Annotated in this window: 12 protein-coding genes and 1 tRNA gene; 10 read left to right on the forward strand and 3 right to left on the reverse strand. The window is 57.8% G+C overall.

Translation table 11 applies throughout. The features are described 5' to 3' along the window. Positions 1-43 precede the first annotated feature (43 nt). The 9 genes from B0B09_RS17770 (at position 44) to B0B09_RS02750 (ending at position 9765) form a co-directional block, all read left to right on the forward strand. The gene (locus tag B0B09_RS17770) at positions 44-1186 is read left to right on the forward strand and encodes a DUF4240 domain-containing protein (RefSeq protein WP_076658268.1); all 1143 of its coding nucleotides are present in this window, start codon (positions 44-46) and stop codon (positions 1184-1186) included. A 164-nt stretch (positions 1187-1350) separates the two neighbouring features. Then, positions 1351-2073, forward strand: coding sequence for a GGDEF domain-containing protein (locus tag B0B09_RS02715; RefSeq protein ID WP_084190708.1), 723 nt, complete (start codon positions 1351-1353; stop codon positions 2071-2073). A gap of 135 nt (positions 2074-2208) precedes the next feature. Further along, the gene (locus tag B0B09_RS02720; RefSeq protein ID WP_076658270.1) at positions 2209-2796 is read left to right on the forward strand and encodes an HNH endonuclease; all 588 of its coding nucleotides are present in this window, start codon (positions 2209-2211) and stop codon (positions 2794-2796) included. Between the two features lie 84 nt (positions 2797-2880). Continuing rightward, complete coding sequence (gene zwf / locus B0B09_RS02725; protein ID WP_076658271.1) at positions 2881-4335, forward strand: glucose-6-phosphate dehydrogenase; 1455 nt, start codon at positions 2881-2883, stop codon at positions 4333-4335. A gap of 57 nt (positions 4336-4392) precedes the next feature. Further along, positions 4393-5064, forward strand: a complete 672-nt coding sequence (gene pgl / locus B0B09_RS02730; RefSeq protein ID WP_076658272.1) for a 6-phosphogluconolactonase — start codon at positions 4393-4395, stop codon at positions 5062-5064. A gap of 3 nt (positions 5065-5067) precedes the next feature. After that, on the forward strand, positions 5068-6669 hold the full coding sequence (gene pgi, locus B0B09_RS02735; RefSeq protein ID WP_076658273.1) for a glucose-6-phosphate isomerase: 1602 nt from the start codon (positions 5068-5070) through the stop codon (positions 6667-6669). 49 nt (positions 6670-6718) lie between these two features. After that, entirely contained in the window at positions 6719-7177 is a 459-nt protein-coding gene (locus B0B09_RS02740) for a prepilin peptidase (RefSeq protein WP_055292630.1), read from the forward strand. A gap of 94 nt (positions 7178-7271) precedes the next feature. Further along, positions 7272-9176, forward strand: coding sequence for an alpha-amylase family glycosyl hydrolase (locus B0B09_RS02745; protein WP_076658274.1), 1905 nt, complete (start codon positions 7272-7274; stop codon positions 9174-9176). Between the two features lie 280 nt (positions 9177-9456). Continuing rightward, the gene (locus B0B09_RS02750; RefSeq protein ID WP_076658275.1) at positions 9457-9765 is read left to right on the forward strand and encodes a hypothetical protein; all 309 of its coding nucleotides are present in this window, start codon (positions 9457-9459) and stop codon (positions 9763-9765) included. A 281-nt stretch (positions 9766-10046) separates the two neighbouring features. On the opposite strand, the gene B0B09_RS02755 is transcribed toward B0B09_RS02750, so the two are convergent. Then, a tRNA-Gly gene (locus B0B09_RS02755) sits at positions 10047-10120 on the reverse strand. Between the two features lie 145 nt (positions 10121-10265). On the opposite strand from B0B09_RS02755, the gene B0B09_RS02760 reads away from it, so the two are divergent. Further along, on the forward strand, positions 10266-10883 hold the full coding sequence (locus tag B0B09_RS02760; protein ID WP_076658276.1) for a dioxygenase family protein: 618 nt from the start codon (positions 10266-10268) through the stop codon (positions 10881-10883). On the opposite strand, the gene B0B09_RS02765 is transcribed toward B0B09_RS02760, so the two are convergent. Both B0B09_RS02765 and B0B09_RS02770 read right to left on the reverse strand, forming a co-directional pair. Beyond that, positions 10880-12916 (reverse strand): ASKHA domain-containing protein, encoded by a 2037-nt coding sequence (locus B0B09_RS02765; protein ID WP_076658277.1) that lies wholly within the window; start codon positions 12914-12916, stop codon positions 10880-10882. The genes B0B09_RS02760 and B0B09_RS02765 overlap by 4 nt on opposite strands. 93 nt (positions 12917-13009) lie before the next feature. Continuing rightward, on the reverse strand, positions 13010-13693 hold the full coding sequence (locus B0B09_RS02770; RefSeq protein WP_131824985.1) for a hypothetical protein: 684 nt from the start codon (positions 13691-13693) through the stop codon (positions 13010-13012). Between the last annotated feature and the right edge of the window lie 23 nt (positions 13694-13716).

The following is a 13716-nucleotide window of genomic DNA, read 5'->3' on the forward strand; positions in this document are numbered from 1 at the left end:
CGCCTGGCAGAGAAAAGGACCGATCTTCGAGGCAGGGTTCGGAATGCGAAAAAGCGAAATCGACTCGTTGGGTTTTGAAAGTGGCCGGATCACGGGGTTTATCCCGCGGTTTCGGTCCATTGATGATGATTGGGAACGCTATACCGATGCTTTGGTCGCGCTTGCCGAACGTGGTGTTGTGGCGCAAGAAAAAGGGCAATCCCTTTACGGGCTTTATTGCCAAGACCTCAATGAATGGCTGATTGAGCTTTATTTTGAACAGAAACGGTATGATCAGATCGAAGCGCATTGCACCCCGTCAGGTGAGGTTAGCTTTGGTCCGATAGGGCAAGGGCGCTTGGCGGTGCTTGAAAGGTTTCTCGCAATCGGCGAGGGGGCCCGGGTGCGACGTATTTGGCGGGCGCACATGGGGTGCCTCAAAGCCACATTTTGGTGGTATATCGCGGAACGAAATGCGCAGTTTCGGAAATCCAAAAATATCGGGTCATCCGAGCAACGCCAGCGCTGTGACTATGAAAAGCTGATCAGCGGTATTCCAGACATGAAGCGGGAATTATTGGACCTGATGGCCGCGTTTCGTGAAACAGCAACGAGAACGGGTGCGAGCGAAACGGAACTGGCAGGCATCGACGCGGACATTGCAGCAATCGAGGCCGAAGCCAGACCGCGCCCCAATCGCAAGGCCGATCCACGCAAAATGGATGAAGACCTGTTTTGGAACCTTGTCGAAGAGGGCCGAACAGATCAATCCATCGGCGAACGCATCGAAACGCTTCCAGAAAGACTGGCGGCATTCAAAGCGACAGCCATCCGCGATTTTGATAAAATCCTACGTAATCTTGAGGCCCGCGCCTATCGCTGGGACCTGTGGGCGCTTGCCTATCTGCTGCAGGGCGGTTGTTCAGATGACGCCTTTGCGGACTTTCGCGGCTGGTTGATCCTGCAAGGACGCGACGTATTTGAAGCCACGATCGCAGACCCTGACGGTTTTGATGTGTCCTTACATCAAGGGGTGGCCTCGGGGATCAACGGACTGCACGACGCGGCACCCTTGGCCTATGAAATGCGGCAGGGGACGGCGATGAAACCCGTGCCGCTGAAGTTGATGAACGTCGCGGGTCCAGAAATTGCCGAAGAAGATTTCGCATCGGCTTTGCCACGGATCGCGGGCCTGATGGAGCGGTAATGGGCGCGCCGATAGCCGCGACCGCGCCTGACGGGCTTTCATGCGCAATCGGCTGGGGATAAGATACGGTGCGTCAATCTGTCAACTTTTACTGGGACTCATTACAACATTCATGCAGACACTTGTTTTGAAATTAACGATTCTGACAAAATAACGGGTAAAACATGCACAGTCCTATCGTTTCACTACTGGGTCCCAAGGACCGGCTGGGCTGGGTGCTGCGGTACAGTGTTCTGGCGCTGGGCGTTGTTGGGACAGTCTTTGCGCATGATGTGCTGACCGATCATGCGTTTCACGGTGTCATGGGACAATACCTTGGTACGATGGTGATGATTGGCCTGCCGCTCTATGCTGTCGCGACGGGCATCATGACAGATATGGGCCGTTTGCGCGTTCAATTGATCAAGGCGAGTGAAACCGATCAGATGACTGGCTTGCTCCAACGGCAAGCGTTCTTGCGGCACACAGAACGTAAACTGGTACAGACCGGCGTACTGATGATGCTCGATATTGATGGCTTGGGACAAATCAATGCGAAACATGATCATCACGCGGGCGATCTGTGCCTGATGGCGCTCGCCATCCGCCTGCGTGAGATGACGCAGACCACAGATGTGGTCGGGCGGATCGATGGCGCAACCATTGCCGTCTATTTGCCGGGCACGCCCCTGGACGCGGGACGCGAGATTGCTGAACGGCTGGCCCAAGGTTTGCTGGTGACAACCGGTCAGACGCGGTTCGAAGTCACCGTTTCTGTTGGGGTCGTTCTGGCTGATGGTCAAACCACGCTGAGCAAGCTGATGCAGCGCGCCGAGGCGGCTTTGCTGCGGGCCAAAATGCAGGGCCGTGCGCAGGTGATGCTGTCAGAGGATGCCATGGCCGCATAATTGCGGTGCACATTGCAGTTTTTGCCGCATATTCTGGGGCTTGTCACATTTCTGACGCGATATATAGTCTTCAATAAGATGAACGCGGGATTGCCGCATTGACTGGTCCCGCACAGCCTTATTGGGGTGTGACAGATGACGCAGGCCGACTTCAGAACTGACTTTGTGCGCGAACCGGGCGCACTCAAACACTATCCAGCGTTGGTTCTGAACGCAGATTATCGCCCTTTGTCATATTACCCGCTTTCACTGTGGCCCTGGCAGGAGGCGGTCAAGGCTGCCTGGCTCGACCGTGTGGATATTGTAAGCGAATATGACGAGGTGGTGCGCAGCCCGTCGACGATTATCAGAATCCCGTCGGTTGTTGTGCTCAAGGACTATATCAAGCCGCAGAAACAGGTGGCGTTTACCCGCTTCAACCTGTTCTTGCGCGATGAGTTTTGCTGCCAGTATTGCGGCGCGCGCGGTGATCTGACCTTTGACCATGTCGTTCCGCGTGCCAGTGGCGGGATTACAAGTTGGGAAAATGTTGTGGCGGCCTGTTCACCCTGCAACCTGCGCAAAGGATCACGTTCGCTCAAGCAATGCGGCATGAGCCTGCAAAAACCGCCGCGCCGTCCCGTGCCTGAGCAGTTGCACAATGTCGGGCGCAAATTTCCGCCCAATCATCTGCACGAAAGCTGGCTTGATTTCCTCTACTGGGATGCAGAACTCGAAGCGTAACTGCGCAGCAGTGCTAGACTTGGGCCACGCATCGGGTTAGGTAGGCGGCGTTAGCGCTAACGCGGCATCCTATGGGGGTTTATTGTGGTCTCTCGCGTCATTCCTGTCGATGAATTCGATCTCGTGATTTTTGGCGGCACCGGCGATCTGGCCCGGCGCAAGATCTTGCCCGGTCTTTTCCGGCGCTTTCTCTCGGGGCAAATGCCTGCTGGTTCACGGATCATCGGTGCTGCGCGGTCTGAATTGGACGGCGATGGCTATCGCGAGATGATCGCTGAGGCAGTCGCTGAATTTGGTGGCGAAGAAGCTAGTAATAAGAAAGGCTTGGAGGCCTTTCTTAAACAACTTGAATATGTTGCGATTGACGCGCGCGGTGAGGGCGGATGGGCCGATCTGGCCGCGATTGTCCGCCAAGACGTGGTGCAGGCGTTCTACTTTTCGGTCGCACCGTCTCTGTTTGGTGATTTGGCGGAACGGCTGCACACCAACAAGATTGCCAATGCGCAAAGCCGCATCGTGGTGGAAAAGCCCTTTGGCCGCGATCTTGAGACAGCGCGCGAATTGAACCAGACGCTGGCGGCGCATTTCGACGAAAGCCAGATTTACCGGATCGACCACTATCTGGGCAAAGAGACGGTGCAGAACCTGATGGCAGTGCGCTTTGGCAACGTGCTGTTCGAGCCGCTTTGGAACAACCACTACGTCGATCACATCCAGATCACCGTGGCCGAGACCGTCGGTGTCGGCGGGCGCGGGGCCTATTATGACAAATCCGGTGCGATGCGCGACATGGTCCAAAACCACCTGATGCAGCTGTTGTGCCTGATTGCGATGGAGCCTCCTGGCCAGTTCGAGGCTGATGCAGTCCGCGACGAAAAACTGAAGGTTATCAGGGCACTACAGTCCATAGATCATCATCATATTGTACGTGGCCAGTATGATGCAGGCCCTGACGGCCCCAGCTATCGCGAAGACGCGGAAAACCCCCGCAGCTTTACCGAAAGCTTTATCGCCATGCGCTGTCACATCGCCAACTGGCGGTGGGCGGGTGTGCCGTTCTATCTGCGCACCGGCAAGCGCATGAAGGCGCGGTCGTCCGAGATTGCTGTCGTTTTCAAAGACCTCGGTCATACGATATTTGAGGGTGATGAGGCCCGTCACCGCAATATTCTGGCGATCCGCTTGCAACCCAACGAAGGTATTGATTTGCAGGTGACGATCAAGGAACCGGGGCCGGGGGGCATGCGCCTGATTGATGTGCCGCTGGACATGACCTTTGCGGATGCCTTGGGCGACGGGGCCGAGGATGTGACGGACGCCTATGAGCGCCTGATCATGGATGTGATCCGTGGCAACCAGACGCTCTTTATGCGCGGTGACGAGGTTGAGGCGGCCTGGGCCTGGACCGATCCGCTGATCAATAGCTGGGAAGCACGTAACGACGTGCCCAAGCATTATGACGCAGGCTCTGCGGGGCCGGAGGATGCGATGATGTTGTTGCACCGTGATGGCCGGAAATGGCGTGAAATCAAGGGCTAAGCCATTCGGGCGCGCGGCATGTTTGAATTGACCTGACCGAAGAAGAGGATTGGTCCTATGAAGCTCGTTGAATATCCGGATGCGGAAATGATGATGATGGATCTGGCTGATAAACTGGCCAGTGAGCTGTCATCAGCCCTACGCGCGAATGATACCGCATCGCTCGCTGTGCCGGGCGGGACAACGCCGGGGCCAATCTTTGACAGCCTGTGTGCCGTTGATCTGGATTGGGCGCGTGTGCAGGTGATGTTGACCGATGAACGCTGGGTGCCGGAGACGTCCGAGCGGTCGAATACGCGGCTGTTGCGCGAGAGGTTGTTGACCGACCGCGCCGCTGCGGCGACCTATTTGCCGCTCTACGCCGATGCGCCGACACCGGAAGAAAAGCTCGCTGAACTCGCGGCTAGTCTTAGCCCCGCATTGCCACTCACGGTGGCACTCTTGGGGATGGGGGCGGATATGCACACAGCATCGATTTTTCCCGGTGCCGATCAGCTTGATCTGGCATTGCAAGGCAGTGATCGCTTGGTCGCCATGCGCGCGCCCGGTGCGCCAGAGCCGCGTATTACACTGTCTGCGACAGTCCTGAATGCCGCGATGAGCCGGCACATAGTGATTGTGGGGGGCGAAAAGCGCGCCGCACTGGAAAGAGCGCGGCATTTATCCCCGCAAGAGGCACCTGTGGCTGCTGTCTTGAACGGTGCAACAGTACACTGGGCGGAGGCGTAAAAGATGTGGCGCAAACTGAAAGATCATCACGAGGCTGTCGCAAGCCGCCGGATCGAGACCATGCTGGACGCCGCCCGCGCTGCTGATTTTGTGGCGCAAACGGGTGACATGCGGCTGGACTACGCCAAGACGAATATCGACGCTGAAGGCCGCGCCTTGCTGATTGCGCTGCTGGATGAAGCGGGCGTTGCAGAAAAGCGTGACGCGATGTTTTCGGGCGCGCCGATCAATGAAACCGAAGGCCGTGCCGTGCTGCACACCGCTTTGCGCAATCTTGATGGCGGGCCCGTCATGGTGGACGGTCAGGATGTCATGCCAGAGGTTCTGGACACTTTGGCGCGCATGGAGAGCTTTGCCAATGATGTGCGGAGCGGCCGTTTCAAAGGGCAGGGCGGCAAGATCACCGATGTGATCAACATCGGCATTGGCGGGTCCGATTTGGGGCCTGCGATGGCGGCACAGGCGCTGGCCCCTTATCACGACGGTCCGCGCTGCCATTTTGTGAGCAACGTGGACCCTGCGGATATTGCAGGCGTGTTGCGCGGCTGTGATCCGGCGACAACTTTGGTAATTGTGGCCTCCAAGACCTTTACCACGATTGAAACCATGACCAACGCGCGGACGGCGCAAGCGTGGATGGGCCAAACCGTTTCAGATACAGGCGCACAGTTTGCGGCCCTTTCGACGGCAGCGGACAAAACAGCGGCCTTTGGTATTGATCCCGCGCGCGTCTTTGGCTTCGCCGACTGGGTCGGTGGCCGTTATTCCATGTGGGGTCCGATTGGCCTGTCCTTGATGATCGCTGTTGGCCCTAACGCATTCCGTGCCTTCCTGCGCGGCGCGCAATCCATGGACCGCCATTTCCAGGCCGCCCCCTGGCAAGAAAACCTGCCTGCGATGCTGGCGCTGGTGGGGATCTGGCACAACCAGATTTGCGGCCACGCGACACGCGCGGTTCTGCCTTATGATAACCTTCTGGCGCGTCTGCCTGCCTATTTGCAGCAGCTCGAGATGGAAAGTAACGGCAAGGGCGTCAGCATGGACGGTGCCGATCTGACCATCGATAGTGGCCCCGTGGTCTGGGGTGAGCCGGGTACGAATGGCCAGCACGCCTTTTATCAGTTGATCCACCAGGGCACTCGCGTGATCCCGTGTGAATTCCTTGTGGCGGCGCGCGGACATGAGGATGATTTGCACCATCAACACCAGCTTTTGGTCGCCAATTGTCTGGCCCAGTCCGAGGCATTGATGCGCGGGCGCACGCTGGATGAAGCCCGCGGCAAGGTGGCCGATAAATTCGCCGGTGCGGAACTCGAACGCCAGGCCCGCCACCGCGTGTTCAAGGGCAACCGCCCTTCCGTGACCATCGCCTATCCGCAGCTGACACCCGAGGTGCTGGGCCAGATCGTGGCGCTGTATGAGCACCGCGTGTTTGTCGAAGGGGTGGTGCTTGGCATCAATTCCTATGATCAATGGGGTGTGGAACTGGGCAAAGAGCTTGCCACTGCGCTGCAGCCTGTTGTCGAGGGCAAAGAGAGCGCGGATGGCAAGGATGGCTCAACTGCCGCACTTGTTGACTTTCTGCAGATGCATGGGGTGTCCTAGGGTGCGGGCTTTGTCATAAGCAGCGCGACACCTCACAAAGGACCATCACATGATCGTTGAAATGATCCCCTACGCTGTCGCGGCCATTATCGTTGTCGCGATGTTGCTGGAAATCAGAACAGGGCGCATCCCGAACTGGCTGACGGCGTTGCCGTTTGTTCTGTTTGCGGTGTTGCTGGTTGTGGCCGAGGACCGCACACCGTTTTACTGGCAAATGGGTCTGGCATTGGGCGTCTTCCTCTTCGGGCTTGTCATGTTCGCTATTGGCGGATCAGGGGCGGGGGCGGTCAAGCTGATGGCTGGTGTCGCGCTTTTTGTGCCAGTGTCGAACGCGGGCTATGCCGCCCTGATCTTCTTGGTGGTTTTCTTTGTCAGCGCGTTCGTTTTTGTCCAGTTGCGCAAGATCTTCGGCTCTGAAAACAGCAAGTGGCACCTGATGGCAAATGCGGTGCTGCCGCTGAGTTTTTCGATCGGAGTGGCGGGACTTTCAGGGATGTTTCTGCTCTAGGCATCCTAGATTGCGCACGCCTGAAATCCCTTGATATCGCGCGGTGTTCCCGTGACAGTCGGATCGGTCCGACCTCATTTATTGGTGTGCTAGAATGCTCTCAACGACCCAACAACGCAAAGCTGCAAAAAGCTATGTTCTGGCCGCTTTGGAAGACGCGGGCCTGTCGCGCAACGATGACGACGGGCGTGCCTTTCACGCGCGTTTCGAGGCGCATTTCCCGCAGCTTTTTGACCTTTTCGCCACGCTTTATGGCGCCCATGAAAGCTGCCTCGATCAGTTGGCACAACTGATCGTGCTGGCGCAGACATCATGGCGGGACCGCGCGGATGATCTCAAGACACTGGACGCCGCGCGCGAGGCGACCCCTGACTGGTTCCAGTCAAACCAGATGCTGGGCGCATTTTGCTATGTCGACCGCTACGCTGGCAATCTGGCAGGGCTGAAAGAGCATGTTCCCTATTTTCAGGAACTCGGGATCACGTATTTGCACCTGATGCCGCTTTTTGATTGCCCCAAGGAAAATTCTGACGGTGGCTATGCTGTGTCGAGCTACCGTGAGGTGCGCGCCGATCTGGGAACCATGGCCGATCTGCGCGCCTTGGCCAAGGACCTGCGCGAGGCGGGGATATCGCTGGTTGTGGACTTTGTCTTTAACCACACCTCGAACGAACATGAATGGGCGCAAAAGGCGGCAGCAGGCGATCCGGAGTATTCTGATTACTACTGGATTTTCAATGACCGCCGGATGCCCGACGCCTTTGAGCGTACGGTGCGCGAGGTCTTTCCGGACGACCACCCCGGGGCCTTTATCCAGATGGAAGATGGCCGCTGGATCTGGTCCACCTTCCATTCCTTCCAGTGGGACCTGAACTATTCCAATCCCGCCGTCTTCTGCGCCATGGCGGGGGAAATGTTGGCCTTGGCCAATCAGGGTGTCGACCTGATCCGCATGGATGCTGTGGCCTTTATCTGGAAACGGCTGGGCACCACCTGCGAGAGCCAGCCGGAGGCGCATTTGCTTTTGCGCGCATTCAACGCTGTGTGCCGTATTGCAGCGCCGTCGCTTTTGTTCAAATCCGAGGCGATCGTCCACCCTGACGAGGTCGTTTCCTACATCGACCCCGAGGAATGCCCGATTTCCTACAATCCGCTTTTGATGGCGCTGAGTTGGGAGGCTTTGGCCACGCGCAAAGTGGAACTGATTGATCAGGCCATCACCCGCCGCCAACCGATCAACGCAGACTGCGCATGGGTGAACTATGTGCGCAGCCATGACGACATCGGCTGGACATTTGCCGATGAGGACGCCGCCGAGCTAGATATTCTGGGCTTCGATCACCGCCGCTTCCTGAACAGTTTTTATACAAACCAGTTCGAAGGCAGCTTCGCGCGGGGTGTGCCCTTCCAATATAACCCCAAAACCGGCGATTGCCGTGTGTGCGGGACGACCGCCTCACTGACAGGGGTTGAGGCAGGGGACGCGGGCGGTATCGACCGGATGATCCTGCTTTACGGCATTGCGTTCTCGGCAGGGGGTATTCCGTTGTTGTCCCTGGGGGATGAGGTCGGCCAACTGAATGATGACGCCTACAAACAGAACCCGGGACAAGCCAAGGATCAGCGCTGGGTTGGGCGGCCCCTGCGGCCTGATGTACTCTATGCGCAGCGGTTTGATCCGGAGACAAACGCGGGCCAGATTTTTGCACGCATGAAGCAGTTGATTGAGGCGCGCCGTGCCGCTCCGGGTCTGGCCGGCAACGCGATCAGACCGTTTCCGACGGATAACCCCCATGTGCTGGGTTACGTGCGCAGCGGGGATGGCCAAGAGGTTTGCATACTGGCGAATTTCGCGGATGACGCCCAGGAAGTGGCCGCGGATCAGTTCCTTGAAACACCGCCACGGATGACCGACCTGATCACCGGTGAGTCTTACCATGTCCGCACAGGGGTAACGCTGGCCGCGCATCAGATCCTGTGGCTTTCACTGGCTGTTTGAGGTGCGTGGAGCGGGTAACGGGAGCCAGACTAGGCGCGTGGGTATGGTCAGACACAGATAAGACTGCGCAGCAATTATCTGGCAAGGACGGGCAGCGAGAGGCTGGCCCGTCCGGTTTCTCGTCATGATTGATGGCTGTTTGACGGGTTCCCTAACATCAATGAATATCAAGGCATTTGACAAAGATCATTGCTATCTCGCCTTTTGAGGCGCAGCCTCAAGGCGCGAAGGGCTGATGTTCGTCCTTTGATGTAAACAGTAATCTCTAAGGAGACTTGTCATGACGATCACAAAAATTACAGTACTGAGCGCAATCGCAGCGATGGCACTTGGGTTCGGGACAGCGAGCTACGCCGAATGCGTGGATGGCAGCTGCGAGGATCCAGAGACACCAGTGGAAACACGCGGCAACCCCGGCAACGCTAAGCCTGTCGGCAATAGCCCTTGGGACGGCATCACTGGCAACAGTGGGAACAACAACCCGGGACCGCGTGCTGGTACGATGGACGGTCAGCGGCCAGACTTTGATGATGACAATCCCTATGACCAGCCAGGCGGTAAAACCAGCCCCAGCAACGCAAACAAGTAACCAGCCAAAGAGCCACTGGTGACCTTCTTTGGGTTGTAAGCCAAATTGAGTATGATCGTTGGCCTGCGTGGAAATGCGTGGGCCAATTCCTTTTTCGCATTGGCCTGCTCCAGACCCCAAGCCGACCTAGGAAACTCAGGCCTAGTGGCTTGCTCTAAGCGCGGCTTAAAACGCCTTAAATAGCGTTGCTTTGCGGTAACTCATCAAGGGTGGATAAAAGGGCGGGTTTTTTGGCTGAAATTATTTAAAACCAAATAAAAACAATAACTTGATGATGCCATTGGAGCGGGTAACGGGAATCGAACCCGTAACTGAAGCTTGGGAAGCTTTCGTGATACCTTTTCACCATACCCGCGCAGCCGTTTGCATAAGCCGCACTGCGATGCGCGTCAATGGCTCTTCACATCGGCGGGGATCCGCTTTGCGCTCGCCGATCCGTGATTTGCGCCCATGGGCGCGCAGGCCTAACACAGCGTGGCACAACACAGAGGAATCCCACCATGTCAAAGACCCGCCGCACCGTTCTGGCCCAGATTGCCGCCTTTGTCGGCGTATTGGGTTTTGGCACGCAGGCCCGCGCAGCCACGCCCACACCCGCCGCCACAGAAGGGCCGTTCTATCCGACCCCGTCGATGCGTATGGCGGATGTGGACAACGATCTGGTCAAGGTGATGGGGCTGGTCCAAGAGGCAGGCGGCGAGGTGATCATCCTCAACGGGCGGGTGCTTGATACAGATGGGCAGCCGCGCGCGGGGGTGCGTGTCGAAATCTGGCAATGCGACATGAACGGCAAATACCTGCACGACGGCGACAGTCGTGATGTGGCCTATGATGCAGGCTTTCAAGGCTTTGGCCATGACATCACCGATGCCCAAGGGCAGTTTCGGTTTCGCACGATCAGGCCCACGGTGTACCCGGGCCGTACGCCGCACATCCATGCCAAAGTGCTGGATGGATCATCCGAATTGCTGACCACACAATTCTATCTGGCGGATCACCCCGAAAATGCGCGCGACCGATTGTTCAACCGCATGTCAGACTCGCAAAAGGCGCAGGTGACCATGATTTTCACCGCAGGGCCTGACGGGCCGGAAACAACGGTCGATATCGTCGTTTAACGCGGCCGGCGCCGTCTGCGGCCAGCGTCACCGCCGCCACCTGTGTTATGATTGACCTGCGGGATTGCCACGATGCTGTTGAGGATCGGAAAGGGCTCGACCGCGTTGGGGATGTTTGAGGCATTCACAAAATGCTCTTGGAAGCGCGGTTCAATCGCGGTTTCGATCTTGTGGATATTGTGCACGGTCTCTTCGATTTCGTGGCGCGCATCGGTATTCAAGAGCGCAATCCGCGCGCCGGTGCCTGCGGCATTGCCCGCACTTGTCACCTTGTCCAGCGGCGCATCGGGGATCATCCCCAGTACCATCGCGTGTTTGGGGCTGATATGCGCGCCGAACGCGCCTGCCAGTACCACGCGGTCCACCTTGTCCACACCGAATTTATCCATCAGCAGGCGCGCGCCCGAATAAAGCGCTGCTTTGGCCATCTGGATTTGGCGGATGTCAGTGTTGGTCACCGTAATCCTTGGCCCGCCATTTTCGGTGCCATCATAAAGCAGGTAGGAATTCGTGCGCCCGTCCTGAAAACAGTTGGGCGATCCGGTTTGCTCGGCCGATCCGATTAGTCCGGGTCCATCGACGATCCCAGCCATGCGCATTTCTGCGATCACCTCGATGATACCTGATCCGCAGATGCCCGTAATGCCCGTTTGCGCAATTGCCGCGTCAAACCCGTCTTCATCCGACCAGATATCGCTTCCGATGACCTGAAAGCGGGGTAGTTTGGTGACCGGATCAATTTCGACATGTTCAATCGCGCCGGGGGCGGCGCGCTGGCCGGAACTGATCTGCGCCCCCTCAAAGGCCGGACCCGTCGGTGAGGAACAGGCGAGGACCTTTTCCTTGTTCCCCAGAAGGATTTCCGCGTTGGTGCCCACGTCAACCACAAGCACAAGATCGTCGGATTTATCCGGTGCCTCGGACAGGGCGACTGCTGCCGCATCTGCGCCGACGTGGCCCGCGATGCAGGGCAGGATATAGACCCGCGCAGCCGGGTGCAGGTTCAGATCAAGCTCGGTCGCGCGCAGAGAGATCGATTCAGACGTGGCCAGCGCGAAGGGGGCTTGCCCCAACTCATAGGCGTCGATGCCCAAAAAGAGGTGATGCATCACAGGGTTGCAGACAAAAACCGCGTCCATGATCAGATTGCGGTCGATCCCTGCCTCGGAGGCGATTTGCACGAAAAGGGCGTTCATGCCCTCGCGCACGGCCTTCGTCATTTCGTCGGAACCGGTGGGGTTCATCATCCCGTAACTCACGCGGCTCATCAGGTCTTCGCCGAAACGGATTTGCGGGTTCATGATGCCGGATGAGGCCACAACCTCGCCGGATTGCAGATCACACAGGTGGGCAGCAATGGTGGTCGAGCCCAGATCAACGGCCAGCCCATAAAGCTTGCCCTCATAAAACCCGGGCCAAATCTGGATAATGCGCGGGCTGAAAACCGCATCGCCCAGATGCACGGCGACGGTGACTTTCCATTCCCCTTTGCGCAGCGCCTTTTGCAGGGTTTTCAACACGCCGAGATCGGCTTCCAGCGCGGGCAGGTCCCATTCGCGGCGCAGCGCGGCGACCAGCCGTTCCAGATCGCCCGAAGGGTCGTGCATGTCCGGTTCGGCCACTTCGACGTAGTAGAGTTTGGTCGAAGGGTTCATGATGATTTCACGCGCTTCGGCCCGTTTGCGCACGACCTGTTTGTGCACTTGGCTTTCGGCGGGCACATCGATCACGACATCGCTTTGGATCGTTGCCTGACAGCCCAGACGCCGCCCTTTCTTCAGACCGCGTTTGTCGTCATAGCGTTGCTCGACGCTGTTCCATTCTGACAATGCGGTATCGGCCACGGTGACGCCGTGTTTGGAAAATTCACCATAGGACGGAGTGATCTGACACTTTGAACAGATGCCGCGCCCGCCACAAACGCTATCAAGATCAACGCCCAACTGGCGCGCCGCTGTCAGGACAGGGGTGCCGACAGGGAAATTGCCGCGTTTGCCGGACGGGGTGAAAATGACAAGAGGATCTTTGGACATGATATGCGCCTGTTTGTTCTTGCCGCGAATGTAGCGTCTGTCCGCGCAAAGAGAAGGCCCGTATCCGTCATAATGACTATGAGCAGCGGCATCCTATTGCAGGACGTCAGTGCCGAGCAGCCAGACGGACAAAGGCACAGGCAATGTCGCGACGATTATCGTCATCATTGCATGCCGGGTCTCGAACAACCGGCTGAGCCCGCCTGCCAGCATGATCCCGCCACCGCCACCAAGTGCCACATTGCCTGGCAGGTTGATCGCCAGCCCGAGCGTGACGTAGCGATAGTTGCAAAAGATCGGGGCAAGCCACTTGGGCAGACGGTCTTGCATCGCTTGCAGCCGGTCGTCGCGCGGGGTTTCGTGGATTCGTTGCATCAAACGTGCAATCCGCGCCAGATAGAAGTCCTCGCACCACCGGACAAGCCGTGCCATCGGTACGTATTGTCCGATGCAGAAGGCCAGCGCCAAGCCGCAGACCGTCGCGAAATAGACGAACGGTGCCGCCTGCGCGCCTTCGAGCAGCAGAATGGCGATGCCAATCTCGACACCGGGCACAAAGGGAATAGCGAGAAGGATCGCGTATCCAACCATCACGGTGATCAGCAGCCCGGTCATCATACGCGCGGCTTCGTCGGTTTCGAACAGCGCGATTTTCGCCATCAGGAAATCAATGCCCGTTTTTGCAAGATAAACGAGGACAAAAACCACCAGCAGCTTGGATGCTGCGCGCGCGCACCGTTTCGCCGTTGTTCCGATTGTTGCGCCACTTTCTGCCATAAGCGCGACAGTGGTCACATTCG

Origin of the sequence: Yoonia rosea (genome assembly GCF_900156505.1) — a bacterium.
Taxonomy (GTDB): Bacteria; Pseudomonadota; Alphaproteobacteria; order Rhodobacterales; family Rhodobacteraceae; genus Yoonia; species Yoonia rosea.